Below are 25340 nucleotides of genomic sequence, written 5' to 3'. Positions count from 1 at the left end.
GGCACGGCGCCAACGCTCGCACGCTGCCGCGACTCCGGCGGGGGACGCCGGTTGAGGGGTGCGTGAGGTCGCTCCTCGCTGCGCTCATCGCGGTCGCACTGCTCGCCCCGCCGGCGTCGGCGGCCATGACGCCGTCCGAGGTCGGCGAGCCCGCCAACGGGCCCGGCGTCTTCCGGTTCCCGCAGGCGCTCGCGTATGCCCCCGGCGGCCAGACCGTGCTCGTCGGCGACGAGTACGGCGGCCGCGTCGGCGTCTATGGAGCGGGAGGCGACTTCCGCTTCTCGTTCGGCTACCGGGCGCTGGCGCGCGAGCCGGGCCGGCTCGGCGTCGTCGGCGGCGTCGCGACCGACCGCGCGGGACGGGTGTTCGTGCTCGACTCCGAGAACGACCGCGTGCAGGTCTTCTCGCCCTCCGGCGCGTACCTCGCGAGCTGGGGCGACCGCTCGGTGATCGACGCGCTGGGCGGGGATCCGGCCACCGGCAACGGGATCAGCGCGGGCGGAGTGGCGGTGGGCGCGGGCGCCGTCTACGTCGTGGACCCGGGGTTCGACCGCGTCGTCCGCGTCCCGTTCGACGGCGCCGCGTTCGGCACGCCGGCGTTCAGCAGCGGGCTCGGGCTCAACAACCCCCAGGGCGTCGCGCTCGACCCCGCCGGCACGCGGCTCTACGTGGCCGACGACGACAACCAGCGGATCGTCGTGCTCGACCCGCGCACGCTCGCGTTCGTCGCCCAGACCGGCAGCTACGGCACCGGCGCCGGCCAGTTCCGTAACCCCTATGACGTCGCGGTCGACGCCTCCACGCCGAACCGGCTCTATGTCGCCGACAACCTCAACGACCGCGTCGACGTGTTCGACGCCGGAAGCCTCGGCGTCCTGGGGGCCTTCGGACGCGGCGGGCGCGGCGTTCCGGGCCAGTTCGCGATCGTCCGCTCCGTCGGGGCGCTGGCGGACGATCCGCGCGGCGGCGTGGTCGTGGCCGACACGGCCAACAACCGCGTGCAGGAGCTCGACCCGGCCGGCAACCTCGTCGCCGCGTGGGGCATCCAGGGCCGCGGGCCGGGCTACGTCACGCGCCCGCGCGGCGTCGCCTTCGCGCCCGACGGCGGCGTGACGGTCGCGGACACGTTCGACCACCGGATCGAGCGCTTCGGGCCTGACGGCGCCTACGCGGGTCAGTACGGGCTCGTCAGCCAGTCGACGGGCTTCGCGACCGGCGGCGCCGCCGGCGGCCAGTTCCTGCTCCCGCAGGGCGTCGCGTACGACCAGGCGGGGAACGTGTGGGTGGCCGACACCGGCAACGACCGGGTGGTCGAGATCACCCCGGACGGAGCGGTGCTCCAGACGATCGGCGGGCTCGCCGGCCCGCGCGCGATCGCCGCCGGGGGTTGCGGCGTGGTGATCGCCGACACGGGCCACGGCGTGGTGCAGCAGCTCGGCGGAGCGACGTACTCCGGGCTCTCGAACCCGAGCGCGGTCGCGTGCGACGGCTCCACGGTCTACTTCGCGGACGACACGGGCGTGTTCAGGGACGGAGCTGCGGTTCCCGGCGCCTGGGACCATCCCACCGGCCTCGCCGCGGGAGGCGGCGCCCTCTACGTGGCCGAGGCGCGGCGCGTGGTGAAGGTCTCCGGCGGCGCGACGACGACGATCGCCGCCGAAGGGCCGGGGGCCGGCCAGGTCGCCGGCGCGGCGGGGCTCGCGCTCAGTGCCGACGGCCGCACGCTGCTGGTCGCCGACTCGGGCAACAACCGCGTGCTGCGCTTCGACGAGGCGGGCGTCGCGGTGCCGCGTCCGCCGCAGCTCACGGTGGCGGTCGACGCGATCACGCGCGGGCGCGTCACCAGCAACCCGCCGGGGATCCAGTGCGCCACGGACTGCTCGCAGCACTTCGGCCCCGGCGGCGCGGTCACCCTGACCGCTGCCGCGGAGCCGGGCAGCATGTTCACGGGCTGGAGCGGCGCGTGCACCGGGCTCGCGCTCACGTGCACGGTCACGATGAGCGGCGACCAGACCTCGAGCGCCTCCTTCGTCGCGGCCCCGCCGCCTGCGCCGCCGCCTCCGCCGCCGCCGGCCGCTGCCGTCCGCCTGAGCGGTCTTCGGATCGTGCCGCGCTCGCTGCGCCGCCGCGCCCGCGTCACGCTGCGGCTCACGCGGCCCGCGAGCCTGACGGTCACCGTGCAGGCCGCGCGCAAGGGCCGCCGCAGCGGCTCGCGCTGCGTCCTCCCCCGCCGCTCGCTGCATCGCCGCTGCACGCGCTTCGCGACGCTGCCCGGGAAGCGCTCGCTGCGGGCCGGCGCCGGCTCGTACGCCTTCACGCTCACCCGCCGCTTCGCCGGCCGCACCCTGCGCCGCGGCGCCTATCGGCTCGCGGTCACGGCGCTGGACAGCGACGGCAACCGCGTCGGCCCGCTCACCGTCCGCTTCACGGTCGCGCGCTGAGTGCGGCCGAGGTAATAGACGGTCGTCGCGCGGGTGAGGGAGGACGGCGCGATCGCCGGCCGCGTCCTGATCGCCATGAGCAGGCGGGCGGCGACGGCGCGCTGGTGCGGCAGCGGCCTCGCGCCGATGGCGCAGCGCGCGTCCGGCGGGCGATCGGCTCGTGAGGCACCCCCGGATTCCGTGCGCGGCGATGGGCGTTCGTGCGCGATCGCGCCGCCGGCGATGATCGCTCGTGACCGGCGAGCCCGGCGGGCGAGACAGACCCGCGGTCCCCTCACCGCGCAGTTCTCGGCCGTGGAGCGGCCGCGGCGTCTCCGCAGGCCCGCCCTCGGGCCGGCGAACTGCGTGGCAGCCGCAAATCTCCGCGGGCTCGCGCTCTCGGGCCGGCGAGCTGCGCTGGTAAGGGAGCGGGTCAGTTCGCCTGCGCGGCCCGCGAGGACGGGATGATCGCTTTCGGCGATGCCGCAAGCGGGTGCCCTACGAACCTTCGAATAGTTCGAAGGTTCGTGAGGCACCCCCCGGATTCCCTGCGCGCCGATGGGCGTTCGTGCGCGATCGCGCCCCCGGCGATGATCGCTCGTGACCGGCGAGCCCGCCGGGGCGCGACAGAACGCGACTCGCGCTTGACCATCGCGACCCGCTGTGGCTCCGGCAGCCGCGCGAGCGACGCCTCGACGTCGACGCGCCCGCGCGCCTCGATCCGCTCCAGCGCCTCGTCGTCGAGTGAGATCGGCGCGATCCCGAGCTTCAGCCGCGCCGCGTCCGCGACGCGCCCGCGGCGGGCCGCGTCGAGCAGGAGGTTGCGCGCGATCGCGAGCAGCCAGGCGATCGCCGAGCCGCGCACCGACTCGCAGCGGCCGCGCCGAAGTCGGCGCCCAGCAGCTCCGCGTCGGTGCGCATCCACCAGGTCCTACGTATGAGTCCGGGGCGTGTGACAGATTGGCCCGCGAGACATGTCAGACAGCCTCCCTTTCGACCCGATCGCCGAGGCCCGCCGCCAGTGGACCGAGCGCTGGGGCGAGGCGCCCGGCCCATCCATGAGCGCCGTGACCTCGATCATGCGCGTCCAGCAGATCCTGCTGGCGCGGCTGAACGGCGTGCTGAAGCCGTTCGGGCTCACGTTCCCCCGCTACGAGGCGCTGATGCTCCTGTACTTCAGCCGCCGCGGCTCGCTCCCGCTCGGGAAGATGGGCGTGCGCCTGCAGGTCCACCGCACGAGCGTGACCAACATCATCGACCAGCTGGAGCGCTCCGGGCTGGTCACGCGCGAGCCGCACCCGACCGACCGCCGCACCACGCTCGCCGAGATCACGGAGGCCGGCCGGGAGACGGCCCGCAAGGCGACGGAGGCGCTGAACGAGTTCGCCTTCGGCATGCGCCCGCTGCCCGATGAGGACCTCGAGCGGCTGTCGTCGATCCTCGAGCGCGTGCGCGCATCGGAGGGTGACTTCACGGATATGCGATCATCCGACTATCGCAATTCCTCCTGATACCGCGATCCCGCCTGGGGATCTGAACGAGTGGCAGCGCAAGTACGCGGCGACGCCTGAGCGCGACGTCCCGTTCACGACGCTCTCGGGCGAGCCGATCCGGCCGCTCTACACCGAGGCCGACCTCCCGGCTGCCGATCAGATCGGCGTTCCGGGCGAGTATCCGTTCACGCGCGGCGTGTATCCGTCGATGTACCGCGGGCGCCTGTGGACGATGCGGCAGTTCGCCGGCTTCGGCACCGCGGAGGAGACCAACGAGCGCTTCCGCTACCTGCTCGACCACGGGCAGACCGGGCTCTCGACCGCGTTCGACATGCCGTCGCTGATGGGGCACGACTCCGACCACCAGCGCTCGCTCGGCGAGGTCGGGCGCGAGGGCGTCGCGATCGACACGGTCGACGACATGCAGACGCTGTTCGCCGGCATCGACCTCGGCAAGGTCACCGTCTCGATGACGATCAACGCGCCGGCGGCGATCATGATGGCGTTCTACGTCGCGGCCGCCGAGCGCGCCGGCGTCCCGGCGGACCGCCTGGGCGGCACGATCCAGGCCGACATCCTCAAGGAGTACATCGCCCAGAAGGAATGGTGCTTCCCGGTCGACCCGGCGATGCGCCTGCTGGGCGACCTGGTCGAGTGGTCGACGTACAACACGCCGCGCTGGCACCCGGTCTCGATCTCCGGCTACCACATCCGCGAGGCCGGCTCGACGGCGGCCCAGGAGCTCGCGTTCACGCTCAAGGACGGACTGACCTACGTCGAGCAGGCGATCGAGCGCGGGCTCGACGTCGACGACTTCGCGCCGCGGCTGAGCTTCTTCTTCAACGCGCACATCGACTTCTTCGAGGAGATCGCCAAGTACCGCGCCGCGCGCCGCATCTGGGCGCGCGAGCTGCGCGAGACCTACGGCGCCAAGAACCCGCGCTCGTGGCTGATGCGCTTCCACACGCAGACGGCCGGCGTGTCGCTGACCGCGCAGCAGCCGCTGAACAACATCGCCCGCACGGCGATCGAGGCACTGGCCGGCGTGCTTGGGGGAACCCAGTCGCTGCACACGAACTCGTTCGACGAGGCGCTCGCGCTCCCGACCGAGCACGCGGTGCGCGTGGCGTTGCGCACGCAGCAGATCATCGCCCACGAGACGGGCGTGACCAACACGATCGACCCGCTCGGCGGCTCCTACTTCGTCGAGGGGCTGACGGATCGCATGGAGCAGATGGCCTACGACTACTTCGCCAAGATCGACGAGCTCGGCGGCATGGTCGAGGCGGTCAAGCGGTCATTCCCCCAGCGCGAGATCGCCGATGCGGCGTACGAGCTCCAGCTCGACTACGACACCCGCAAGCGCATCCTCGTCGGCGTCAACGGCTACACCGAGGGCGACGACGCCGAGACCCCGATCCTGCACATCGATCCCGCGCTCGAGCGCAAGCAGGTGGGGCGCGTGCAGGCGGTCCGGGCCGCGCGCGACGGCGCCGCGGTCGAGAACGCGCTGGCCGCGCTCAAGCAGGCCGCGGCGCAGGAGCGGACGAACCTGATGCCGTTCCTGCTCGACGCCGCCCGGCTGCACACGACCGAAGGCGAGATCGTCGAGGCGCTGCAGACGGTGTGGGGCTCGTACACCGAAGTGCCGGTGTTCTAGACAGGCACGGCCCGCGCGTCGCGCAGCGGCGCCAGGCCGGCCGAGCTCAGGCGCTCGGTGTCGCCGATCACGAGCGTGAGCGCCCCGAGCACCTCGGCGCGCTCGCCCAGCCGGCCCGCCAGCACGCGCACGGCCTCGGCGGCGCCCGGCTGCGCGTAGCGGTCGACCGACTCGCGGATGCCGTGCACCAGCGCGGCGCCGGCTGCGCTCAGCTCGCCGCCGACGATCACCGCTTCGGGATTGAGCGAGTTGCAGAGGTCCGCGACGGCGCGGCCGATCGCCCGGCCGGCGTCCTCGATCACGCGCTGGGCGCCGAGGTTGCCGCCGACCGCGAGGTCGAGCATCCCACGCACCGTCAAGTCGCTCCCATAGGCCGGGCGCAGCGATTCCAACAGGGCCGGCGCCGAGGCCACGGTCTCCAGGCAGCCGCGGTTGCCGCAGCGGCACACCGCGCCGTCCTCGCGCACCCGGACGTGGCCGATCTCCCCGGCGATCCCCGTCGCGCCGTGGTGCAGCCGCCCGCCGGCCACCAGTCCCGCGCCGATCCCCGACGAGACCTTCACGTAGATGACGTCCCGCATGCCGCGCCCGGCGCCGAGCGACGTCTCGGCCAGCGCGCCGAGGTTCGCGTCGTTGTCGACGGAGACCGGCACGCCGAGGCGCCGCTCGAGCTCGCGCGCCGCATGCAGCCCCGCCCAGCCGCGCAGGATCATGGCGGAGCCGACCCGCGCGGTGCGCGCGTCGAGCGGGCCCGGTAGACCCATGCCCGCACCGACGACGCGCGCGGGATCGATGCCCGCGCGTGCGAGCAGCTCGAGCGAGAGCGCGGCCGCGACGTCCAGGGCCGCGGCCGCCGAGCCGTCGACGTCGAGCTCGACGCGGCGCTCCTCGAGCACCGTCGACGAGAGGTCGGCGACCGCGACGCGCACGTGGCGGTGGCCGAAGTCGACGCCCAGGGCGGCGCCCGCGAGCGCGTCCAGGCGCAGGTGCAGCGGCGGTCGCCCGCGCGCATGGCGCTCGCCCGGGATCTCGATCACCAGCCCGCGCTGCTGCAGGTCGGCGACCAGCGTCGTGACGGTCGTGCGCGAGAGACCCGTCGCCGCGGCGATCTCCCCGCGGCTGGCGCTTCCGCGCAGCCGCAGCTCGTCCACGACGCGCAGCCGGTTCAGCTCCCGCAGATCCTCCAGCGACCCCACCCGAGGACCCTTTCGCACGACCGCCTTTGAGTCAAGGCACCGAATGAGTACGGGGTGGCCGGCGCCGATAAATGACGAGTTATGACACCAATGCGGCGAGTCCGACCGAGCGCAGCCGCTCCGTGTCGGCGATCACCAGCGTCAGCGCGCCGAGCACCTCGGCGCGCTCGCCGAGCACGCCGCGCGTGACGGTCACGGCCTGCGCGGCACCCGGCTGCGCGTAGCGGTCGACGGTCTCGCGGATGCCGTCGAGCAGCGGGGCGCCAGCCGCGCTGACGTCGCCGCCGACGACGATCATCGACGGGTTCAGCGAGTTGCAGAGATCGCCCAGCGCCTGGCCGATGGCGCGGCCCGCGTCGTTGATCACGCGCTGCGTGCCGAGGTCCCCGGCCGCTGCCAGCTCGAGCATCCCGGCCAGCGTCAGGCTCTCGTCGTGGACGGGGCGCAGCACGTTCAACAGCGCCGGGCCGGACGCCACGGTCTCCAGGCAGCCGCGGTTGCCGCAGCGGCATACGGCGCCGTCGGCGCGCACCTGCACGTGCCCGATCTCCCCTGCGATGCCGGTCGCGCCGTGGTGCAGCCGCCCGCCGAGCACGAGGCCGGCGCCGATCCCCGAGGAGACCTTGACGTAGACCATGTCCTGCATTCCGCGCCCGGCACCGAGCGAGAACTCGGCCAGGGCGCCGAGGTTGGCGTCGTTGTCGACCTCCACGTGGAAGTCGATCCGGCGCGCGAGCTCTTCGGCGGCGTGCACCCCCGCCCAGCCCGGCAGGATCACCGAGGAGCCGACGGTGCCCGTGCGGCGGTCGATCGGCCCCGGCAGGCCCATCCCGGCACCGACGACCTGCGCGCGGTCCACGCCGGCCTCGCGCAGGACCTCCTCCACCAGCCCGGCGGCGGCATCGAGCGCGGTCGCCGCGGCGACGTCGACATCGACGTCGATGCGCCGCTCCGCCAGCACCGTCGAGGACAGGTCGGCGACCGCGACGCGCACGTGGCGGTGGCCGAAGTCGAGCCCGAGCGCGGCGCCGGCCGACGGCGCCAGGCGCAGCAGGACGGGCGGGCGGCCGCGACCGGGGCGCTCCGGCCGCTCGACGGCATGCTCCTCCTGCTCGACCACCAGGCCGCGCTCCTGCAGGTCGCCGACCAGCGTCGTGATCGTCGTGCGCGAGAGGCCCGTGATGCGGACCAGGTCGGTCCTGCTGGCGCTCCCCTCGTGCCGGAGCGCGTCGATGACGCGCAGCCGGTTCGCCTCCCGGAGCGCCTCCAGGGATCCGCTGCCTGATTCCATCCTCGAACTTTGTCCCGGCTCCGGCATTTTTGTCAACCCGGCGCGCTCACCGGGGCCGGACCGCGCGCAGCGCGAGCCGTCCAGCGCCTGCGAGCACCAGCTCTCCGGCCACCAGGATGACGACGTGCAGCGCCCAGCCACCTGCGCCGGTGGCGTCGTAGATGGCCCCGGCGAGCAGGACGAGGGCGAGCACGACCCAGACGACGATCACGACCGACTCGGCGTCGCTGCGCACTACCGCGTCACCGAGAAGCGGAAGCTCGTGCTCGAGCGGTACGTCTCCCCCGGCCGCAGCACGGTCGACGGGAACGCGGGGCGATTGGGCGAGTCCGGGAAGTGCTGGGTCTCGAGCGCGACGCCGGCGCCGCGCGGGTACGGGCGCCCGCTCGCGCCGCGCAGCGTCCCGTCGAGGAAGTTGCCGGAGTAGACCTGAAGGCCCGGCTGGTCGGTCAGCACGGTCAGCACGCGGCCGCTGCCGGGATCGCTCAGCACGGCGGCCGGGCCGCCGTCGAGCACCCAGTTGTGGTCATAGCCGTCGCCGAGCGGGCGCGGGCGCGTGAAGTCCATCGGCGTCCCGGCGACCGGCAGCAGCTCGCCGGTCGGGATCTGCGTGTCGTCGACCGGCGTGTAGAGCGACGCGCCGAGCCGCAGCAGGTGCTCGTGGATCGTCCCGTTGCCCTCGCCCGCCAGGTTCCAGTACGGGTGGCAGGTGAGGTTCACCACAGTCGGCGCGTCGGTCTTCGCCTCGTAGTCCACCCGCAGATCGGCGGCGAGCGTGTAGGTCACGGTCGTCCGCAGCGTGCCCGGGTAGCCGCCCGCTCCCGCGGGCGAGACGAGCCGCAGCCGCAGGCCGGCCGCCGTGGCGGTGGTGAACGGCTCCGCCTCCCACAGTTGCACGTCGAATCCGAAGGGCCCCCCGCCGTGGAGGTGGTTCGGCGGGTCGTTGCACGGCAGCTCGTACGTCGTGCCGTCGAGCGTGAAGCGCCCGCGCGCGATCCGGTTGGCGTAGCGGCCGATCAGCGCACCGAAGAACGGAGTCGCGGCCACGTAGGACGGCGCCGTGTAGCCGCCCAGGTCGGCGAAGCCGAGCGTCACGTTCGCCGGTCTGCCCTCGCGGTCGGGCACCTCGACCGACTGCAGGATGCCGCCGTAGGTGAGTACGGAGACCGCAATCGCGCCCGGCGTCGTCAGCGTGTAACGGTCGACCTCGCGGCCGTCGGGGAGCGCGCCGGACGGCGTCCGCGTGACACCCGGTCGCGCGCACCGGATGTGAGCGCTCACCGTGGCGCTCCGGTGCTCGCTCGCACCACCAATTCAGGCTCGACGACACGGTTGGGAGGCGGCCACTGCGCAGATTCCATCGTGTCGAGCAGCAGGAGCAGGCCCCGGCGGCCCATCTCGTCGAAGTCCTGCCGCACGGTCGTCAGCGGGGGCATGAAGAACGGCGCCTCGGGAATATCGTCGAAGCCGACGACGCTGACGTCGCCCGGGATCGCCCGGCCCGCCTCGTGCAGCGCGCGCAGCACGCCGAGCGCCATCTGGTCGTTGGCGACGAAGATCGCCGTGACGTCCGCGCGCTCCGCGAGCCGGTGCCCGAGCTGGTAGCCCGAGGTCGCGCTCCAGTCGCCGACCAGCGGCTCGGGGGGCGTGACGCCCGCCTCCTGCAGCGTTGCCCGCCAGCCGGCGATCCGCTGCTGGGCCTCCAGCCAGTCCGCCGGGCCTGCGACGTGCCAGACCGTGGCATGTCCCAGCTCCAGCAGGTGCCGCGTCGCCGCGGCGGCGCCGGCGAACTGGTCGACCGAGGCCAGCGGCACGGCGTCCGCCGGGCCGGCCTCGACCGCCACCAGCGGGAGCCCGGCCGGGACCTGCATGAGCGCCCGGGCCGCGCTCTCCTGCGGCGCGATCACGAGGATGCCGTCGACGCCCTGCAGCCGCAGCCGCTCGACGGCGTCCAGCACCGACGCGCGATCGAGCGCGCGCAGGCTGGCGATGGTGATGAAGTAGCCGGCCTCGTGCGCGGCCCGCTCGATGCCGAACAGCGTGGAGGCGGGGCCGTGCAGGACCGTGTCGAAGCTCACGACGCCGAGCGTGCGCGAGCGCCCCGTGACCAGCGCGCGCGCGACCGAGTTCGGCCGGTAGTCCAGCTGGCGCATCGCGAGCAGCACGCGTTCGCGCGTCTCGTCGCGGACGTGCTGTGAGCCGTTGATCACGCGCGAGACCGTCTGGTGCGAGACGCCGGCCAGACGGGCCACGTCGGACATGACCGCCTGACGCCGGCGCGTGATGCTCGTGCTGTTGTCCCGGATCGCCAATTTGCGTCGCGATGTTATCGCTGCACACGGCGCTCAACGCCTCGCGGACGGCATTGACAACGCCCTATTGTGAGCGTTAACATCGCTCGCTGATGTACGTGGTCGGGGTGGACTTCGGCACGTTGTCGGGGAGGGCCGTGGTGGTGCGCGCGTCCGACGGCGCGGAGCTCGGCTCGGCGGTCCACGCCTACGGCAACGGCGTGATCGAGCGCACGCTGCCGGCGTCCGGCGAGCGCCTCCCCGCCCAATGGGCGCTGCAGGTTCCCGAGGACTACCTGGACGTCCTGCGCGAAGCCGTCCCCGCCGCCGTCGCGGCCGCCGGGGTCGACCCCCGCGAGGTCGCCGGCATCGCGACCGACTTCACCGCCTCCACGCCGATGCCGGTGCTCGCCGACGGCACGCCGCTGTGCCGCGTCGACGGCTTCCACGAGCGCCCGCACGCGTATCCGAAGCTGTGGAAGCACCACGCCGCCCAGGCGCAGGCCGACCGCATCACCGCGCTGGCGGCCGAGCGCGGGGAGTCGTGGCTGCCGCGCTACGGCGGTCGCATCTCGTCCGAGTGGGAGTTCGCCAAGGCCCTGCAGGTGCTCGAGGAGGACCCGGGGGCCTACGCGCGCATGGACCGCTGGGTCGAGGCGGCCGACTGGATCGTGTGGCAGCTGTGCGACGCCGAGACGCGCAACGCCTGCTCGGCCGGCTACAAGGCGATCCGCCAGGACGGCCGCTATCCGTCCCGCGAGTACCTCGCGGCCCTCAATCCTGACTTCGCGGGCTTCGTCGCCGACAAGGTCGACGGCCCCGTGCACGAGCTGGGCGCCCGCGCGGGCGGCCTGACGGCGCAGGCGGCCGAGTGGACAGGGCTCCTCCAGGGCATCGCGGTGGCCGTCGGCAACGTGGACGCGCATGTCACGGCGCCGGCGGCCCGCGCTGTCGAGCCCGGCCAGATGCTCATGGTCATGGGCACCTCGACCTGCCATGTGATGAACCACGACGCGCTCGCCGAGATCCCCGGCATGTGCGGCGTGGTCGACGGCGGCATCGTCCCGGGGCTGTGGGGCTACGAGGCCGGCCAGAGCGGCGTCGGCGACATCTTCGGCTGGTTCGCCGAAAGCTCGGTGCCGCCGGCGTACCACGACGCCGCCCGCGCCCGCGGGCTGTCGGTGCACGAGCATCTGTCCGAGCTGGCCGGCGCCCAGCGCGTGGGCGAGCACGGCCTCGTCGCGCTCGACTGGCACAACGGCAACCGGTCGGTGCTCGTCGACCACGAGCTCAGCGGCGTGATCGTCGGCCAGACGCTCGGGACGAAGCCCGAGGACGTCTACCGCGCGCTGATCGAGGCGACCGCGTTCGGCACGCGCGTGATCCTCGAGGCGTTCGCCGAGGCCGGCGTGGCCGTGGACGAGCTGTTCGTCGCCGGCGGCCTGCTGAAGAACCCGGTCGTGATGCAGATCTACGCCGACGTGACGCGCTTCCCGCTGCACCTGATCGAGTCCGACCAGGGCCCCGCGCTCGGGGCCGCGATGCACGCCGCCGTCGCGGCGGGGCTGCACCCCGACATCCACGCCGCCTCGGAGGCGATGGGGAAGGCCCGGCGCGACGCCTACGTGCCCGACCCCGAGCGCGCGGACGCCTACGACGCGCTGTACGCCGACTATCGCGCTCTCCACGACCACTTCGCCGACGGGGCGATGATGCACCGCCTGCGGCGCCCGCGGGAGCTCGTTCGTGGATGAGCTGCGCCAGGCGCTGGCGGGGCTGCACCTCGAGCTGCCGCGCTACGGCCTCGTCGCCTGGACGAGCGGGAACATCTCTGCGCGCGTGCCGGGTGAGGAGCTGATGGCGATCAAGGCCAGCGGCGTGCCGTACGACGAGCTCAGCGCCGATGCCATCGTCGTCTGCGACCTCCACGGCCACGCCGTCGAGGGCACGCTCGCGCCCTCCTCCGACGCCGCCACCCACGGCTACGTCTACCGCGCCATGCCCGAGGTGGGCGGCGTCGCCCACACGCACAGCCCGTACGCGACCGCGTGGGCGATCCACGGCGAGCCGATCCCGTGCGTGATGACCGCGATGGCGGACGAGTTCGGCGGCGAGATCCCGATCGGCCCGTTCGCGCTGATCGGCGACGAGGAGATCGGCCGCGGCATCGCCGAGACGCTCGAGCAACATCGCTCGCCGGCCGTCCTGATGCGCGCGCACGGCGTCTTCACGATCGGCGCGACCGCGCGCGACGCGATCAAGGCGGCAGTGATGTGCGAGGACGTCGCGCGCACCGTCCACCTCGCCCGTGCGCTCGGCGACGTCGTCCCACTCGACCCGGAAAGCATCGAGGCACTGCATGACCGCTACCAGAACGTCTACGGCCAGCGCTGAGACCGCCGCGCCGCCGGCCAAGCCGAGGATCGGCCTGCTGGGGATCATGCAGAGCCTCTACGACGAGATGCTGCCGGGCGTGACCGAGCGCCAGGCGGCCTACGCGGCGCAGGTGGCGGGCGCGCTCGCGGACGTCGCCGACGTCGTGCCGGCGCCGCCGGTGAAGGAGCGCGCGGACGCCGAGGCGGCGATGCGCGACCTCCAGAGCCGCGGGCTCGACGGCCTGCTGGTGGTCAACCTCACGTACGGCCCCGCGATGCGCGTCGCGCGGCTGCTGGCCGAGACCCGACTGCCGATCTGCCTGGCCAACATCCAGCCGGAGCCCGCGGTCACCGCCGAGTGGGACATGGCGGACCTGACCTACAACCAGGGCATCCACGGCGCGCAGGACACCGCCAATGCGATGGTCCGCGCCGGGCGGGCGTTCCACGTCGTCACCGACGACTGGCGCTCGCCGTCCTTCGCCGAGGCGATCGGCGCGTGGGCGCGCGCGGCGGCGGCCGTGACGCGCTGGCGCGCGCTGCGCGTGGCGGTCCTCGGCTACGCGATGAACGGCATGGGCGACATCAACGTCGACGCCCACGCGCTGATCCGCTCGCTCGGGCCGCAGGTCGACGCGGTCGCGCCCGGTGACCTCGTGCGCGCCGCCGCGGCGATCTCCGACGAGGCGGTCGCCGAGCTCCGGGCCGCCGAGGACGCGCGCTTCGAGGTCGACCCGGCGCTGAGCGCGCAGGAGCGTGGCGATCACGCGCGCATGCAGCTCGGGTTGGAGACGCTCCTGCGCGAGGGCGGCTACGGCGCGTTCTCGGCGCACTTCGACGCGATCGGCGAGGACGGCCGCTTCGCGCGCCTGCCGCTCGCCGCCGCCTCCTCGCTGATGGCCCGCGGCTACGGCTACGGCGCCGAGGGCGATGCGCTGACCGCGTCGCTGATGGCCGCCGCGCGCGAGCTGCTCGGCGACACCCAGTTCACCGAGATGTACGCGATGGACTTCCCGAGCGACTCGATCCTGATGAGCCATATGGGCGAGGGCAACTGGGTGCTCGCGCGCGAGGACCGGCCGGTCCGGCTGATCAAGCGCCCGCTCGGCATCGGCGGCCTCGGCGACCCGCCGACCTTCCTGTTCCAGTACGCCCCCGGGCCGGCGACGCTCGCGACGCTGATCGCGCTCGGCGGCGAGCGCTTCCGCCTGCTCGCGGTGGAGGGCGAGATCCTCGACACCGACGAGCTTCCCGCGCTGGAGATGCCGTACGGCTTCTTCCACCCGCACGCCGGCGTGCGCGAATGCATGAACAGGTGGCTGCGGCTCGGCGGCCCCCATCACCAGGTGCTCAACCTCGGCGGGCGCGCCGCGGAGTGGGAGATCTTCTGCGAGCTGGCGGGGATCGAGTTCAGCTCGCTGTAATCCCTCTGACACATCTCCTCAAGCGTCGTGCCCGGCGCGCCGAGCCGACCGTGCGTCATGCCGATCCGGGTCTTCCACTGCGATGACTCCCAGCCATTCACGCGTCTTGCATGGCACTGGTTGAGCGGCTGCGCGGACATCGAGCACGTCGGCGCCGCCAACAGCGCCGGCGAAACGCTGGAGGCGGTCGCCGCCGCCGACCCCGACGTGGTCCTGCTCGACACGATGGGCTCGCCGACCGACACCGCGCTGATGGACGCGATCCGGGAGCGCGTGCCGCGGGCGCGCGTGGTCGTGCTCTCGGGGTACGTGCGCCTGCTGGAGCTCGGCGCCGGGGCCGACGCCTACGTCGCCAAGGGCGACGACGAGCGCGAGCTGCTGGCAGTGATCCGGCGCGTGGTCGCGTCTTGATCTCGCCTTCATTCTCCGCTGAGCCGATACTCAGCGGCGGGTCTCAACATGAGGAGCGATCATGAAACGAGTCGTTCTGATACCCACCCCGACCGCGGACGGAAGGCGCGTCGTATTACGCGCCAAGGTCGAGACGCCATGGGAGCGCCTGCGCCGGCTGTTCTCACGGCGTTCCTGAGCGCGCTCGCGCTCGCGCTCGCCGCTCCCGCCGGCGCGGACGCCGGCCCGCACTACGACGTCCCGCCCGGCTACACGCGCTGTCCTGGAGCCGAGGCCTGGCACGGCTTCTTCAAGTGGGCGTCGGCCGAGCACGCGAGCTGCCGCGCGGCCGCGCGCTTCATGCGCGCCTACGCGGCCCACGCCGGCGACCGGATGCCGACGCGCGTCGACGGGTTCCGCTGCCGCATCCACTACTGGCGCAACGAGGACGGCGACATCTACGCGAGCCGCCACACATGCGCGCGCGGCCGCGAGATCGTGCGCTTCTACGGCATGGTGTGAGGGTCCCTGCGATCCTCGCTGCGTGGACGCGATCGAGGTCTGGCACGTCGACCTGGACAGGGCGGCGCCGTCGACGGCGCTGACGGTCGAGGAGCACGCCCGCGCGGCGCGCTTCGCGCGGGCCGACCAGGCGCAGCGCTGGGTCGCGTCGCGCGCCGCACTGCGGATGCTGCTCGGCGTCCGGCTGGGCGTCGCGCCGCGCGACGTCGCGTTCCGGCACGGGCCGGACGGCAAGCCGGAGGTCGACGGGGGACCGCGCTTCAACCTCTCGCACGCCGGGGCCGTCGCGCTCGTCGCGCTCGCCGACGGGCGTGAGGTCGGCATCGACGTCGAGCGCACCGACCGGCGCTCCCACGCCATCCTGCGCGCGCTGACCGGCAACGAGCGCGAGGCGCTGGGCGAGGAGCCGGACCACCTCGCGTTGCTGCGCGTCTGGTGCCGCAAGGAGGCGCTGGCGAAGGCGACCGGCGGCGGCCTGCGCTGGGCGCCGGAGCGCTTCGACACGCTCGCGCCGGGCGGCTACGCGCTCGCCGACCTCGACGCGGGCCGCGGCTACGTCGCCGCGCTCGCGGTCGCCGGCGACGCGCCCTACTCGATCAGCCCGCGGCGCATGCCCTCGGCGACCGCGGCGGCGCGGTCGGAGACGCCGAGGCGGTCGTAGAGCCGCTGCAGGTGCGTCTTCACCGTCGACGGGCTGAGGTGCAGCTCGGCGGCGATCTGCGGGCCCGACAAGCCGCGCGCGAGGCCGGACAGCATGTCGTGCTCGCGCGGTGAGAGCGTCACCCGCGGCGCGCGCCGGGCCTGCACGCCGCTCACGAGCGCGGCCTGGACGGACGGCGCGAGCACCGTCTCGCCTCCGGCGATGCGCGTCAGCGCCTCGCCGATCGCCTCCGGCCGCGCGTCCTTCTCCAGCACGCCGGCGGCGCCGGCCTCGACCAGCGCGTAGGCGCCGGAGGGGTCGAGGGTCGCGGTGAGGAACAGCACGCGCGTCGGCAGCTCCTCGCGCACGATCGCCTGCAGCACGCCGAGCCCGTCCAGCGCGGGCATCTGCACGTCGAGCACGGCCAGCTCCGGGCGCTCGCGGCGGATCGCGTCGAGGGCCTCGGCGCCGGTGGCCGCGCGCCCGACGAGCTCCAGGTCTCCACGCGCCTCGACGGCGTGCGCGACCGCGTACAGGAACAGCGGGTGGTCATCGGCCACGACGACGCGCAAGCGTGCCATACGGAGGTTCTATCGGGTTTCGTTCACCCGATCGGGGGAATGCCGATTCAACCGCCATTCGGGCCGTCCGGCCGATCCAGCGCCCGCGCGCCGCGGACGATCAACTGAGTGCCTCCCCCGCCTCCAAAGCCCCCCACAAAGGCGCGCGCTTCCCCCGTCACTAGAAGCGCTCGCCGGCCGACGGCCGCGAACGCGAGTTCGCGGCCGTCGGCCTTTTCGCCCCCATGACCCGCGGCCGCCCTGGCCGTCCCTGACGGGCTTCAGTCGCCCGATTCGTACTTGAACGAGATCCCGAGACGGACGCGGAAGCTCACGACGCCGCCGTCGTCGATCGTGAGGTCCTGACGAACCACCTCGGCGATCCGCAGGTCGCGCACGGTCTTCGCGGCGGTCTGGACCGCCGCCTTCGCCGCTGCCTCCCACGACTCGCTGCTCACGCCGATGACCTCGGTCACGCGGTACACGCTGTCAGCCATTGGGTCTCTCCCCCGGCTCGTGTGGCTTGAACGTCTCCGAGTGTTTCATGCACGCGCGTCCGGTGACGAAGTGGCCGGCCGCGATCTCTGCGCCGCCGCGCCGGCGAGCGAGCGCTCGCGCGCCAAGACGATCACGCGCTAAATGAGGCGGCGATAGAGCGCGCTGGTCTGCTCGGCGATCGCCGGCCAGGCGAACTCGCGCACCGCGCGCTCGCGTCCGGCGCGGCCCATCTCCCGCGCGCGGCCGGGGTCGGCGAGCAGCGCATTGACGCGCTCGGCGAAGGCGGCGGCGAACCGCTGGGGGTCGCGCGGCGCTCCGGTGCCGTCGTCGCCGGGCTCGATCGGGACCAGCAGGCCGGTCTCCCCGTCGACGACGACCTCGACGATGCCGCCCGTCGCCGTCGCCACGACCGCGGCCTCGCAGGCCATCGCCTCGAGGTTGACGATGCCGAGCGGCTCGTAGATCGACGAGCAGGCGAAGACCGTCGCGTGGCTGAGGAGCTGGATCACCTCGGGCTTGGGAAGCATGTGCTCGAGCCAGATCACGCCGTCGCGGCTCGCCTGCAGGCCGGCCACGCGGCGCGCGACGTCCTCGCCGAGCTCCTTCGTGTCGGCCGAGCCCGCGCACAGCACGAGCTGCGCCGCGGGTTCGAAGGCGCGCGCCGCCTCGAGCAGGTGCTCGACGCCCTTCTGGCGCGTGATCCGCCCCACGAACACGACCGACGGGCGGCCGGGGTCGACGCCGTAGCGCTCGAGCACGTCGGTGTCCGGGTCCGGCTTGTATTCCTCGGTGTCGATCCCGTTGTAGATCACCGTCACGCGCTCGGGATCGATGTCCGGGTAGGCGCCCAGCATGTCCGCGCGCGAGCCCTCGGAGACGGCGATGATCGCGTCGGCGGCCTCGAGCGCGGTCTCCTCCGCCCAGCTCGAGACCGCGTAGCCGCCTCCGAGCTGCTCGGCCTTCCACGGCCGCAGCGGCTCCAGCGAGTGCACGGTCGCAACGTGCGGGATGCCGTAGAGGAGCTTGGCCAGATGCCCGCCGAGGTTGGCGTACCAGGTGTGCGAATGGACGAGCTCGGCGCCCTCGGAGCGCGCCGCCATCGTCAGGTCGATCGAGAGCGTGCGCAGCGCGGCGAGGTGGGGCGCGTCGCCGTCGAGCGCCTCCCAGGAGCGGTGCGGGACGTCGCCCGTCCCCCACGCATGCACGGTGAGCTCCTCGAGCCTGCGCAGCTCGCGGGCGAGGTACTCGACGTGCACGCCCGCGCCGCCGTAGACGTCGGGCGGGTACTCGCGCGTGAGCAGCGCGACCCTCACTCGACGACCTGGCCCTTGGGGATCACGACGATGCCGCCCTCGGAGACGTGGAAGCGCTCGCGGTCGGCCGCGGGGTCGACGCCGATCTCCACGCCCTCGGTCACCTGGACGTTCTTGTCGAGGATCGCGCGCCGCACGACGGCGTTGCGGTGCACGTGCGCGCCGTGCAGCAGGATGGAGTCCTCGACGCTGCTGAAGGAGTGCAGGTGCGCGCCCGGCGAGAGCACCGAGCGGCGCGCCGTCGCGCCCGACAGGACCGCGCCGGCGCACACCATCGAGTCCAGCGCCTGCCCGCGCCGCCCGTCCTCGTCGAAGACGAACTTGGCCGGCGGGAGCGGGTCGATCCAGGAGTGGATCGGCCAGTCGGCGTTGTACATGTTGAAGATCGGGTGGACGGCGATCAGGTCCATGTGGGCCGCGTAATAGGCGTCGATCGTGCCGACGTCGCGCCAGTACCCGCGGTCGCGGTCGGTCGCGCCGGGGACGTGGTTGGCGGCGAAGTCGTAGACCTCCGCCTCCCCGTGCCCGACCAGCATCGGGATGATGTTGCCGCCGAGGTCGTGCCGCGAGCTCTCGTCGTGCGCGTCGGTGGAGATCGCCTCGATCAGCGCCTCGGTGGTGAAGACGTAGTTGCCCATCGAGGCGTAGATCTCGTCCGGTGAGTCCGGCAGCCCGGGCGTCTCGGCCGGCTTCTCGCGGAAGGCGGCGATCCTGCGGCCGTCCGGCGCGGTCTCGATCACGCCGAACTGGAACGCCTGGTCGCGCGGGACGCGGATGCCGGCGACCGTGACCCCGGCGCCCGAGGCGATGTGCTGCTCGACCATCTGGCGCGGGTCCATGCGGTAGATGTGGTCGGCGCCGAAGACGATGATGTGGTCGGGGCGCTCGTCGGCGATCAGGTTGTAGTTCTGGTAGATGGCGTCGGCCGAGCCGACGAACCAGCGCGGGCCGCGGCGCATCTGCGCCGGCACCGGCGTGACGTAGCTGCCGAGCATCGGCGACATCCGCCAGGTGAGCGAGATGTGGCGGTCGAGGCTGTGGCTCTTGTACTGCGTGAGCACCACGATGCGGCGGTAGTTGGCGTTCACGAGGTTCGAGAGCGCGAAGTCGACCAGCCGGTAGTTGCCGCCGAACGGCACGGCGGGCTTGGCGCGATCGGCGGTCAGCGGCGCGAGCCGCTTGCCCTCGCCGCCGGCCAGGACCATCGCGAAGACGTTCACCCGAGCGCCTCCTGCGCGTCGGCGATGATCCGCTCGAGGTGCTCCTCGCCCTTCAGGCTCTCGGCGTAGAGCTTGTAGATGTCCTCGGTGCCCGACGGGCGCGCGGCGAACCAGCCGTGCTCGGCGACGACCTTCACGCCGCCGATCGCGGCGTCGTTGCCGGGCGCCTTGGTGAGCACGTCGCGCACCGGCTCGCCCGCCAGCTCCTGCAGGTCGATGTCCTCGGGCGAGAGCGACAGCAGCGCCTCCTTGCGCTCGGGCGTCACGGGCGAGTCCACCCGCTTGTAGGCGGGCCGGCCGAAGCGCGAGGTCAGCTCCTCGTAGTGCTCCCCCGGGTCCTTGCCCGTCTTCGCCGTGATCTCCGCGGCGAGCAGGGCGAGCAGGATGCCGTCCTTGTCGGTCGACCACGGCGAGCCGTCGCGGCGCAGGAACGACGCGCCGGCGCTCTCCTCGCCGCCGAAGCCCAGCGAGCCGTCGAGCAGGCCGTCGACGAACCACTTGAAGCCGACCGGAACCTCGACGAGGCGGCGGCCGAGGTCGTTCGCGACGAGGTCGATCATCGTGCTCGACACGAGCGTCTTGCCGATTCCGGTGCCGGGTCCCCAGTCACGCGCGCCGCCGAAGAGGTAGTTGATCGCGACCGCCAGGTAGTGGTTCGGGTTCAGCAGCCCGGCGCCGGGCGTGACGATGCCGTGACGGTCGGCGTCGGGATCGCACGCGACCGCGACATCGAAGCGGTCGCGCAGCTCGAGCAGCCCGGCCATCACGTACGGCGAGGAGCAGTCCATGCGGATCTTGCCGTCGTGGTCGACCGGCACGAACCTGAACGTCGGATCGACCTGCTCGTCGACCACGGTCAGGTCCAGCCCGTGGCGCTCGGCGATCGCCTGGAAGTAGGCGATGCTCGCGCCGCCGAGCGGGTCGGCGCCGATCCGCACGCCCGCCGCGCGGATCGCGTCGACGTCGATGACGTCCGGGAGGTCGCCGACGTACGCGGAGACGTAGTCGTGCGCCGTGGTCCGCGCGCCCGCCGTCGCGATCTCCGTCCCGAGCAGCTCGTTCGCCGTGTCCTCGATGCGCTTGGTGACGTCCGTCGGCGCAGGCCCGCCGCTCGGCGGGTTGTACTTGTAGCCGCCGTCCTCGGGCGGGTTGTGCGACGGCGTCAGCACGATGCCGTCGGAGTCCGGGTGGGTGAGGATCGCGTGCGAGAGCGCGGGCGTCGGCGTGTAGCCGTCCTGCGCGTCGACGCGCACGTCGATCCCGTGCGCCGAGAACACGGCGACCGCGGTGTGGAAGGCCGGCTCTGAGAGCGCGTGCGTGTCGCGCGCGACGAAGAGCGGGCCGGACGCCGTCCGGTGGCGCGCGATCGCTTCGCTGATGGCGAGCACGTGCGCCTCGGTGAACGTCCCCTTCAGGGAGGACCCGCGGTGGCCGGACGTCCCGAACGCGACCGGCGCCTGAGGGTCGCTCTGGTACGCGCGCAGCAGCTCGTCGAGGTCGACGAGCAGCGACGCGTCAGGCCGCGAACCGGCGAGTGGGCTGACTGGCATCTCGCGCACACGATGCCACTCAGGCCCGCGGCACGCGCTCCCGCGTCGAGCCGCGCACGACGAGGCGTACGAGGAGCAGGACGTGCTCCGGGCGCTCGCCGTCAGCGCGCGCGCCGACGATCCCCCTGGCCGCCGAGTCGGCGCGCAGAAGCTCGCCGGCCGCGCGTTCTCCGGCCGCGATCGTCAACAGCACCTCCTTTGGCATCGATTGCGCACCGGTACGCATCACCCTCGTCCCGGTCAAGCCGTAGGGTCTGCCCATGCGGCAGCTCACCAGCCTCGACGCCCAGTTCCTGGCGCTCGAGAACACGCGTCAGGCAGGCCACGTCGGCAGCCTCGCGATCCTCGACCCATCGACGGCACCGGGCGGGCGGCTGGGCTGCCGGGAGGTCAAGGCGCTGCTCCGCGAGCGCCTGCCGCTGCTCCCGCCGCTGCGCTGGCGGCTGGCCGAGGTGCCGCTCGGGCTCGACTACCCCTACTGGGTCGACGACGGCGAGTTCGACCTGGACTACCACGTACGCGAGCTGGCGCTGGCGAGTCCCGGCAACGACGCCCAGCTCGCCGAGCAGACCGCGCGCATCATGTCGCGGCCGCTGGACCGCGCGCGGCCGCTGTGGGAGCTGTACGTGATCGAGGGGCTGGAGTCGGGCCAGGTCGCGGTCCTCACGAAGATCCACCACGCCGTCGTCGACGGGCTGTCGGGCGCGGAGATCATGGGGCTGCTGCTGGACCTCGTGCCCGAGGGCCGCGAGCTGCCCGAGCCCGCGGCGTCGAGCGCCGGCCACACGCCCGGCGGCTTGGAGCTGCTCGCGCGCGGGCTGCTCGGCGTGCCGCGCTATCCCGTGAGGATGCTGCGCTCGCTGCCGGCCGCGATCCCGAACCTGGATCAGACGCCGTTCGGCGTCCTCCCCGGCGCGGGGACGGTGTCTCGCCTGGCGGCGCGGCTGCGGCCGGACGGCGGTCCCGGCCCGACGAACCTCGTCGCGCCGAAGACCTCGTTCAACGCGCCGGTCTCACCGCACCGCCGGTTCGTGTTCGGCAAGCTCCCGCTCGCCGGCGTGAAGGCCGTCAAGAACGCCTACGGCGTGACGGTCAACGACGTCGTCGTCTCGATCTGCGCCGGCGCGGTGCGCGACTGGCTGCTCGAGCACGACGAGCTCCCGGACGAGCCGCTGGTCGCGCAGATCCCGGTATCGGTCCGCACCGACGAGCAGTGGGGTACCTACGGCAACCGCATCCTGCTGATGGCGGCGCCCCTGCACACCGAGATCGCGGACCCGGTGGAGCGGCTGCAGGCGACCCACGAGTCGCTGCTGGTGATGAAGGAGCGCCACCGCGCGCTGCCGGCCGCGCTGCTGCAGGACGCCAACCACTTCGTCCCGCCGGCGGTGTTCGCGCGCGCCGCGCGCCTGACGTTCGCGTACTCCACCTCGCGCCCGGGCCGCCCGTCCTGGAACCTCGTGATCTCCAACGTCCCGGGGCCTCAGTTCCCGTTGTATCTGGCGGGCGCGAAGCTCGAGGCGAACTATCCCGTGTCCGTGATCACGGACGGGATGGGCCTGAACATCACGGTCATGAGCTACATGGGCAGCCTCGATTTCGGGCTGGTCGCGGATCGCGACCAGATGCCCGATCTCGAGTTGGTGATGGAGAAGCTCGGCGCGGAGCTCGCCCTGCTCGCGCCCGCGAGCTGAGCGCTCAGACCCGCGCGCGGGCGGCGGCGCGCGACAGCTCGGCCTCCGACGGGTCGACGGAGATGTGCGGCAGGGCCTTGTCGAGGGCCGGGGGCAGCCACCAGTTCGCCCGCCCGAACCTGTGCATCAGCGCCGGCACGAGCACCGTGCGCAGGATGAACGCGTCGAGCAGGACGGCGCCGCCGAGGCCGATGCCGAACTCCGAGATCACGCGCTGGCCCTGGAGCAGGAACGAGCCGAAGACGAGGACCATGATCAGCGCTGCGGACGTGATCACGCGCCCCGTGTCGGCCTGGCCGACGCGGACCGCCCGGTCGTTGTCGTGCGTGTGCGACCACTCCTCGTGCATGCGGCTCACGAGGAACACCTGGTAGTCCATCGAGAGGCCGAACAGGATCGCGAGCATCATCACCGGCAGGAACGCCTCGATCGGTCCGTCGCGGCCGATCGGGATGATGCTGAGGTCCCAGCCCCACTGGAAGACCGCGGTCACGAGCCCGAACGCCGCGGCCGCGGCGAGCAGGTTCATGGCCGCCGCGGTCAGCGGGACCACGACGCTGCGGAACGCGATCATCAGCAGCAGGCAGCCGAGCAGGATGATCACGCCGATGAAGAGCGGCAGCTTGGACGTGAGCACGTGGGCGAAGTCGTCGAAGATCGCCGTCAACCCGCCCACGTAGACGTGCACGCCTGAGCCGCCCAGCGCGCTCGGGATCGTGTGGTCGCGCAGGCGCGTGATCAGCTCGCTGGTCTGCGCGTCCTGCGGCGCGTGCTTGGGCGTGACCTGGATGATCGCGACGTCGCCCGCCTTGTTCTTGACGACGGGCGCGACCGCGGCGACCTCCGGATCCTGCTTGACGGCCGTGCCGAGCTTGGCCAGCGCGGCGTCGTCACGCCCCTGCGCCACCAGCTGCAGCGGGCCGTTGAAGCCGGGCCCGAAGCCGTCGGCGAGCAGGTCGTAGGCCTGACGGGTGGTCTTCGACGTCGGGTCGTTGCCGGCGTCGGAGGAGCCCAGTCGCAGCGAGAAGAACGGGATCGCGATCACGATCATCAGCGCCGCGGCGCCGATCGCGAGCCGGGTGGGGTGGCGCTGGACGAACGTCGACCAGCGCGCCCAGAAGCCGACCGCGTGCGTCTCGCGCGGGCCCTCCTCGGCAAGCCGGCGGCGCTCCTTGCGGCCGAGCACGCGCAGACCCATCATCCCGAGGAAGGCGGGCAGCAGCGTCACCGCGGCGAGCATCGTGAACAGCACCGTCAGCGCCGTCGCGAACGCGACGCCGTTGAGGAAGCTCACGCCGAGCAGCAGCAGCCCGAGGATCGCGATGCAGACCGTGGTGCCGGCGAACAGCACGGCGCGCCCGGATGTGTTCAGCGCGAGCGCGATGGCGTCCTCGGGATCCTTGCCGGCGATGATCGCGTTGCGGTGGCGCGTGACGATGAACAGCGCGTAGTCGATGCCGACGCCGAGGCCGATCAGCGCCGCGAGCGTCGGTGCGAACGTCGCGATGTTGATCACGCCGGCCAGCAGCCCGGACGCCTGCAACCCGGCGCCGAGCGCGAACAGCGCCGTGAGGATCGGCAGCAGCATGGCGAGGATCGATCCCAACGCGAAGAACAACACGACCGCGGCGAAGACGATCGCGATGCCCTCGCTCGCTCCCCCGCCCTGCTGTTGCTGGGACTGCTGGATGCCGTTGCCGCCGAGCTCGACTGCGAGCGCGCCGCTGTCGATGCCCTGGGCCGTGTCGATCAGCTTCGTGTAGACGTCCTTGGGGACGTCCTGCGGCAGCTTGTCGAAGTTGACGGTGGCGAAGGCGATCGTCCCGTCCTTGCTCACCTGGCCCTTGCCGGCCGTGTCGTAGGGGCTCTTGACCTCCACGACGTGGGGGAGCTTGGCGACCTTGCCGAGCATCGCCGTGACGTCGGCCTTGACGGCCGCGTCGTCGACGGTGCCCTGCTTGGCGTGCCAGACGATCTGCGCGGTGTCGCCCGACTGCTGCGGGAACGACTTCTCGAGCAGGTTCAGCGCGCGCGTGGACTCCGTGCCCGGCAGCGTGAACGAATCGTTGTACTGATTTCCAGCCGCGGCACCCAGCCCGCCGAGTACGATCAGGCAGGCCAACCACAGGCCGAGCACGATGAAACGGCGGCGGTAGCACCACCGGGCAACTGAGGACATGGGGGGCGACCTCGGGTGGGGGAGCTAAACGAACGGTCGGTAAGCTAGCAGAGTGTCGCGCACAATCGGATCATCCGCGGTCGACACGCGCGCCCGCATCCTCGATGCGGCGCGGACGCTGTTCGCCGAGCGCGGCTATGCGGGCACCTCGATGCGCGACCTTGCCGACGCGCTCGGCATGACCAAGGCCGCGCTCTACTACCACTTCCCGGGCAAGGCGGACATCCTGCTCGCGCTGATCGAGCCGCTGCTGGACTCGCTCGACGCGATCGGCGACCACGCCGGCCAGGGTCGCGAGGCCTCGATCCGCGCGTACGTCAAGCTGCTCGCCGAGCGCGCGCCCGGGATGATCCAGCTGATGGCCGACCCGTCCGCCAAGAGCGACCTCGGCGGCCGGCTGGACTCGGAGGGACGCTTCCACCGGCTCGAGCGCGCGCTCGCCGGCCGCGACGGCGACGTCCTGCCGGTGCGCTGCGCGATCGGCGCCGCGCACATCGGGATCCTCTCCACGATCGCCGCCCGCGCCCGCGCGGGCGAGCCGCCGGAGCTGGCCGGCGACGAGATCGAGCGCGTGATCCGCGCCAGCCTCGCCGCGTGGGAAGCCGCGCGATGACTCGCCCTTCG

General features: G+C 72.9%; 24 protein-coding genes. 11 read left to right on the top strand and 13 right to left on the bottom strand.

Features of this window, described 5'->3' with window-relative positions:
- Positions 1-62 precede the first annotated feature (62 nt).
- A complete protein-coding gene (locus H958_RS0127065; RefSeq protein ID WP_028060938.1) occupies positions 63-2441 on the top strand; it encodes an SMP-30/gluconolactonase/LRE family protein in 2379 nt (792 codons plus the stop codon).
- Positions 2442-2853: 412 nt separating this feature from the next.
- Here H958_RS0127065 and H958_RS0127060 read toward each other — a convergent pair whose 3' ends face one another.
- Positions 2854-3345: a hypothetical protein gene (locus tag H958_RS0127060; RefSeq protein ID WP_156028307.1), complete on the bottom strand. Its 492-nt coding sequence runs from the start codon at positions 3343-3345 to the stop codon at positions 2854-2856.
- A gap of 49 nt (positions 3346-3394) precedes the next feature.
- Between H958_RS0127060 and H958_RS0127055 the strand changes: the two genes are divergently transcribed.
- Positions 3395-3931: a MarR family winged helix-turn-helix transcriptional regulator gene (locus H958_RS0127055; protein WP_028060936.1), complete on the top strand. Its 537-nt coding sequence runs from the start codon at positions 3395-3397 to the stop codon at positions 3929-3931.
- Positions 3932-3953: 22 nt separating this feature from the next.
- Positions 3954-5573, top strand: coding sequence for an acyl-CoA mutase large subunit family protein (locus tag H958_RS0127050; RefSeq protein ID WP_037411815.1), 1620 nt, complete (start codon positions 3954-3956; stop codon positions 5571-5573).
- On the opposite strand, the gene H958_RS40705 is transcribed toward H958_RS0127050, so the two are convergent.
- The 5 genes from H958_RS40705 to H958_RS0127025 all read right to left on the bottom strand — a co-directional run bounded on the left by H958_RS40705 (position 5570) and on the right by H958_RS0127025 (position 10321).
- Positions 5570-6769, bottom strand: coding sequence for an ROK family transcriptional regulator (locus H958_RS40705; RefSeq protein WP_051324872.1), 1200 nt, complete (start codon positions 6767-6769; stop codon positions 5570-5572). The genes H958_RS0127050 and H958_RS40705 overlap by 4 nt on opposite strands.
- A gap of 79 nt (positions 6770-6848) precedes the next feature.
- Complete coding sequence (locus H958_RS40700) at positions 6849-8060, bottom strand: ROK family transcriptional regulator (protein WP_037411505.1); 1212 nt, start codon at positions 8058-8060, stop codon at positions 6849-6851.
- A 46-nt stretch (positions 8061-8106) separates the two neighbouring features.
- Complete coding sequence (locus H958_RS0127035) at positions 8107-8295, bottom strand: hypothetical protein (RefSeq protein ID WP_028060934.1); 189 nt, start codon at positions 8293-8295, stop codon at positions 8107-8109.
- Entirely contained in the window at positions 8295-9341 is a 1047-nt protein-coding gene (locus tag H958_RS40695) for an aldose epimerase family protein (RefSeq protein ID WP_051324871.1), read from the bottom strand. Before H958_RS40695 ends, H958_RS0127035 begins: the two co-directional genes overlap by 1 nt.
- Positions 9338-10321, bottom strand: a complete 984-nt coding sequence (locus H958_RS0127025; RefSeq protein ID WP_051324972.1) for a LacI family DNA-binding transcriptional regulator — start codon at positions 10319-10321, stop codon at positions 9338-9340. Before H958_RS0127025 ends, H958_RS40695 begins: the two co-directional genes overlap by 4 nt.
- Before the next feature lie 143 nt (positions 10322-10464).
- Between H958_RS0127025 and araB the strand changes: the two genes are divergently transcribed.
- The 6 genes from araB (at position 10465) to H958_RS40685 (ending at position 15723) form a co-directional block, all read left to right on the top strand.
- Complete coding sequence (gene araB / locus H958_RS0127020; protein WP_037411502.1) at positions 10465-12105, top strand: ribulokinase; 1641 nt, start codon at positions 10465-10467, stop codon at positions 12103-12105.
- Complete coding sequence (locus tag H958_RS0127015; protein ID WP_028060931.1) at positions 12098-12745, top strand: L-ribulose-5-phosphate 4-epimerase; 648 nt, start codon at positions 12098-12100, stop codon at positions 12743-12745. The genes araB and H958_RS0127015 overlap by 8 nt, the downstream gene beginning before the upstream one ends.
- Positions 12711-14150 carry an L-fucose/L-arabinose isomerase family protein gene (locus tag H958_RS0127010; protein WP_051324870.1) on the top strand — a complete coding sequence of 480 codons (1440 nt, stop codon included), beginning with the start codon at positions 12711-12713 and terminating at the stop codon, positions 14148-14150. The genes H958_RS0127015 and H958_RS0127010 overlap by 35 nt, the downstream gene beginning before the upstream one ends.
- Before the next feature lie 57 nt (positions 14151-14207).
- On the top strand, positions 14208-14561 hold the full coding sequence (locus tag H958_RS40690) for a response regulator (RefSeq protein WP_081686318.1): 354 nt from the start codon (positions 14208-14210) through the stop codon (positions 14559-14561).
- Positions 14562-14699: 138 nt separating this feature from the next.
- Complete coding sequence (locus H958_RS0127000; RefSeq protein WP_028060929.1) at positions 14700-15062, top strand: hypothetical protein; 363 nt, start codon at positions 14700-14702, stop codon at positions 15060-15062.
- A gap of 22 nt (positions 15063-15084) precedes the next feature.
- Positions 15085-15723 carry a 4'-phosphopantetheinyl transferase family protein gene (locus H958_RS40685; protein WP_051324868.1) on the top strand — a complete coding sequence of 213 codons (639 nt, stop codon included), beginning with the start codon at positions 15085-15087 and terminating at the stop codon, positions 15721-15723.
- Here H958_RS40685 and H958_RS0126990 read toward each other — a convergent pair.
- The 6 genes from H958_RS0126990 to H958_RS46875 form a co-directional block, all read right to left on the bottom strand.
- Positions 15651-16283, bottom strand: a complete 633-nt coding sequence (locus tag H958_RS0126990) for a response regulator transcription factor (protein WP_028060928.1) — start codon at positions 16281-16283, stop codon at positions 15651-15653. The two genes, H958_RS40685 and H958_RS0126990, sit on opposite strands and share 73 nt — an antisense overlap.
- A 260-nt stretch (positions 16284-16543) precedes the next feature.
- Positions 16544-16759: a dodecin family protein gene (locus H958_RS0126985; RefSeq protein ID WP_028060927.1), complete on the bottom strand. Its 216-nt coding sequence runs from the start codon at positions 16757-16759 to the stop codon at positions 16544-16546.
- A gap of 138 nt (positions 16760-16897) precedes the next feature.
- The gene (gene glgA / locus H958_RS0126975; RefSeq protein WP_028060926.1) at positions 16898-18073 is read right to left on the bottom strand and encodes a glycogen synthase; all 1176 of its coding nucleotides are present in this window, start codon (positions 18071-18073) and stop codon (positions 16898-16900) included.
- Complete coding sequence (gene glgC / locus H958_RS0126970) at positions 18070-19278, bottom strand: glucose-1-phosphate adenylyltransferase (protein WP_037411802.1); 1209 nt, start codon at positions 19276-19278, stop codon at positions 18070-18072. The genes glgA and glgC overlap by 4 nt, the downstream gene beginning before the upstream one ends.
- 11 nt (positions 19279-19289) lie before the next feature.
- On the bottom strand, positions 19290-20843 hold the full coding sequence (locus tag H958_RS0126965; RefSeq protein WP_028060924.1) for a phosphohexomutase domain-containing protein: 1554 nt from the start codon (positions 20841-20843) through the stop codon (positions 19290-19292).
- A 19-nt stretch (positions 20844-20862) separates the two neighbouring features.
- On the bottom strand, positions 20863-21048 hold the full coding sequence (locus H958_RS46875) for a hypothetical protein (RefSeq protein ID WP_156028306.1): 186 nt from the start codon (positions 21046-21048) through the stop codon (positions 20863-20865).
- Positions 21049-21103: 55 nt separating this feature from the next.
- Between H958_RS46875 and H958_RS0126955 the strand changes: the two genes are divergently transcribed.
- A complete protein-coding gene (locus tag H958_RS0126955; RefSeq protein ID WP_028060923.1) occupies positions 21104-22537 on the top strand; it encodes a WS/DGAT/MGAT family O-acyltransferase in 1434 nt (477 codons plus the stop codon).
- 4 nt (positions 22538-22541) lie between these two features.
- On the opposite strand, the gene H958_RS0126950 is transcribed toward H958_RS0126955, so the two are convergent.
- On the bottom strand, positions 22542-24716 hold the full coding sequence (locus tag H958_RS0126950) for an MMPL family transporter (protein ID WP_028060922.1): 2175 nt from the start codon (positions 24714-24716) through the stop codon (positions 22542-22544).
- 52 nt (positions 24717-24768) lie between these two features.
- Here H958_RS0126950 and H958_RS40680 point away from each other — a divergent pair, with 52 nt between their 5' ends.
- A complete protein-coding gene (locus H958_RS40680) occupies positions 24769-25329 on the top strand; it encodes a TetR/AcrR family transcriptional regulator (protein ID WP_051324867.1) in 561 nt (186 codons plus the stop codon).
- The last annotated feature ends 11 nt before the right edge of the window (positions 25330-25340 follow it).

Source organism: Candidatus Solirubrobacter pratensis (assembly GCF_000425945.1).
GTDB classification, from domain to species: domain Bacteria; phylum Actinomycetota; class Thermoleophilia; order Solirubrobacterales; family Solirubrobacteraceae; genus Solirubrobacter; species Solirubrobacter pratensis.
Note: the sequence above shows the minus strand (reverse complement) of the source record. Positions and strands in the feature narration are given on the sequence as shown.

Excerpts from the sequence above, each read along its gene's own strand:
- H958_RS0127055 (WP_028060936.1), top strand. The coding sequence starts at position 3,395 with ATGTCAGACAGCCTCCCTTTCGACCCGATCGCCGAGGCCCGCCGCCAG.
- H958_RS40700 (WP_037411505.1), bottom strand. The coding sequence starts at position 8,060 with ATGGAATCAGGCAGCGGATCCCTGGAGGCGCTCCGGGAGGCGAACCGG.
- H958_RS0127025 (WP_051324972.1), bottom strand. The coding sequence starts at position 10,321 with ATGTCCGACGTGGCCCGTCTGGCCGGCGTCTCGCACCAGACGGTCTCG.
- araB (WP_037411502.1), top strand. The coding sequence starts at position 10,465 with ATGTACGTGGTCGGGGTGGACTTCGGCACGTTGTCGGGGAGGGCCGTG.
- H958_RS0127010 (WP_051324870.1), top strand. The coding sequence starts at position 12,711 with ATGACCGCTACCAGAACGTCTACGGCCAGCGCTGAGACCGCCGCGCCG.
- H958_RS40690 (WP_081686318.1), top strand. The coding sequence starts at position 14,208 with ATGCCGATCCGGGTCTTCCACTGCGATGACTCCCAGCCATTCACGCGT.
- H958_RS0127000 (WP_028060929.1), top strand. The coding sequence starts at position 14,700 with ATGGGAGCGCCTGCGCCGGCTGTTCTCACGGCGTTCCTGAGCGCGCTC.
- H958_RS0126990 (WP_028060928.1), bottom strand. The coding sequence starts at position 16,283 with ATGGCACGCTTGCGCGTCGTCGTGGCCGATGACCACCCGCTGTTCCTG.
- H958_RS0126985 (WP_028060927.1), bottom strand. The coding sequence starts at position 16,759 with ATGGCTGACAGCGTGTACCGCGTGACCGAGGTCATCGGCGTGAGCAGC.
- glgC (WP_037411802.1), bottom strand. The coding sequence starts at position 19,278 with ATGGTCCTGGCCGGCGGCGAGGGCAAGCGGCTCGCGCCGCTGACCGCC.
- H958_RS0126965 (WP_028060924.1), bottom strand. The coding sequence starts at position 20,843 with ATGCCAGTCAGCCCACTCGCCGGTTCGCGGCCTGACGCGTCGCTGCTC.
- H958_RS46875 (WP_156028306.1), bottom strand. The coding sequence starts at position 21,048 with ATGCCAAAGGAGGTGCTGTTGACGATCGCGGCCGGAGAACGCGCGGCC.
- H958_RS0126955 (WP_028060923.1), top strand. The coding sequence starts at position 21,104 with ATGCGGCAGCTCACCAGCCTCGACGCCCAGTTCCTGGCGCTCGAGAAC.
- H958_RS0126950 (WP_028060922.1), bottom strand. The coding sequence starts at position 24,716 with ATGTCCTCAGTTGCCCGGTGGTGCTACCGCCGCCGTTTCATCGTGCTC.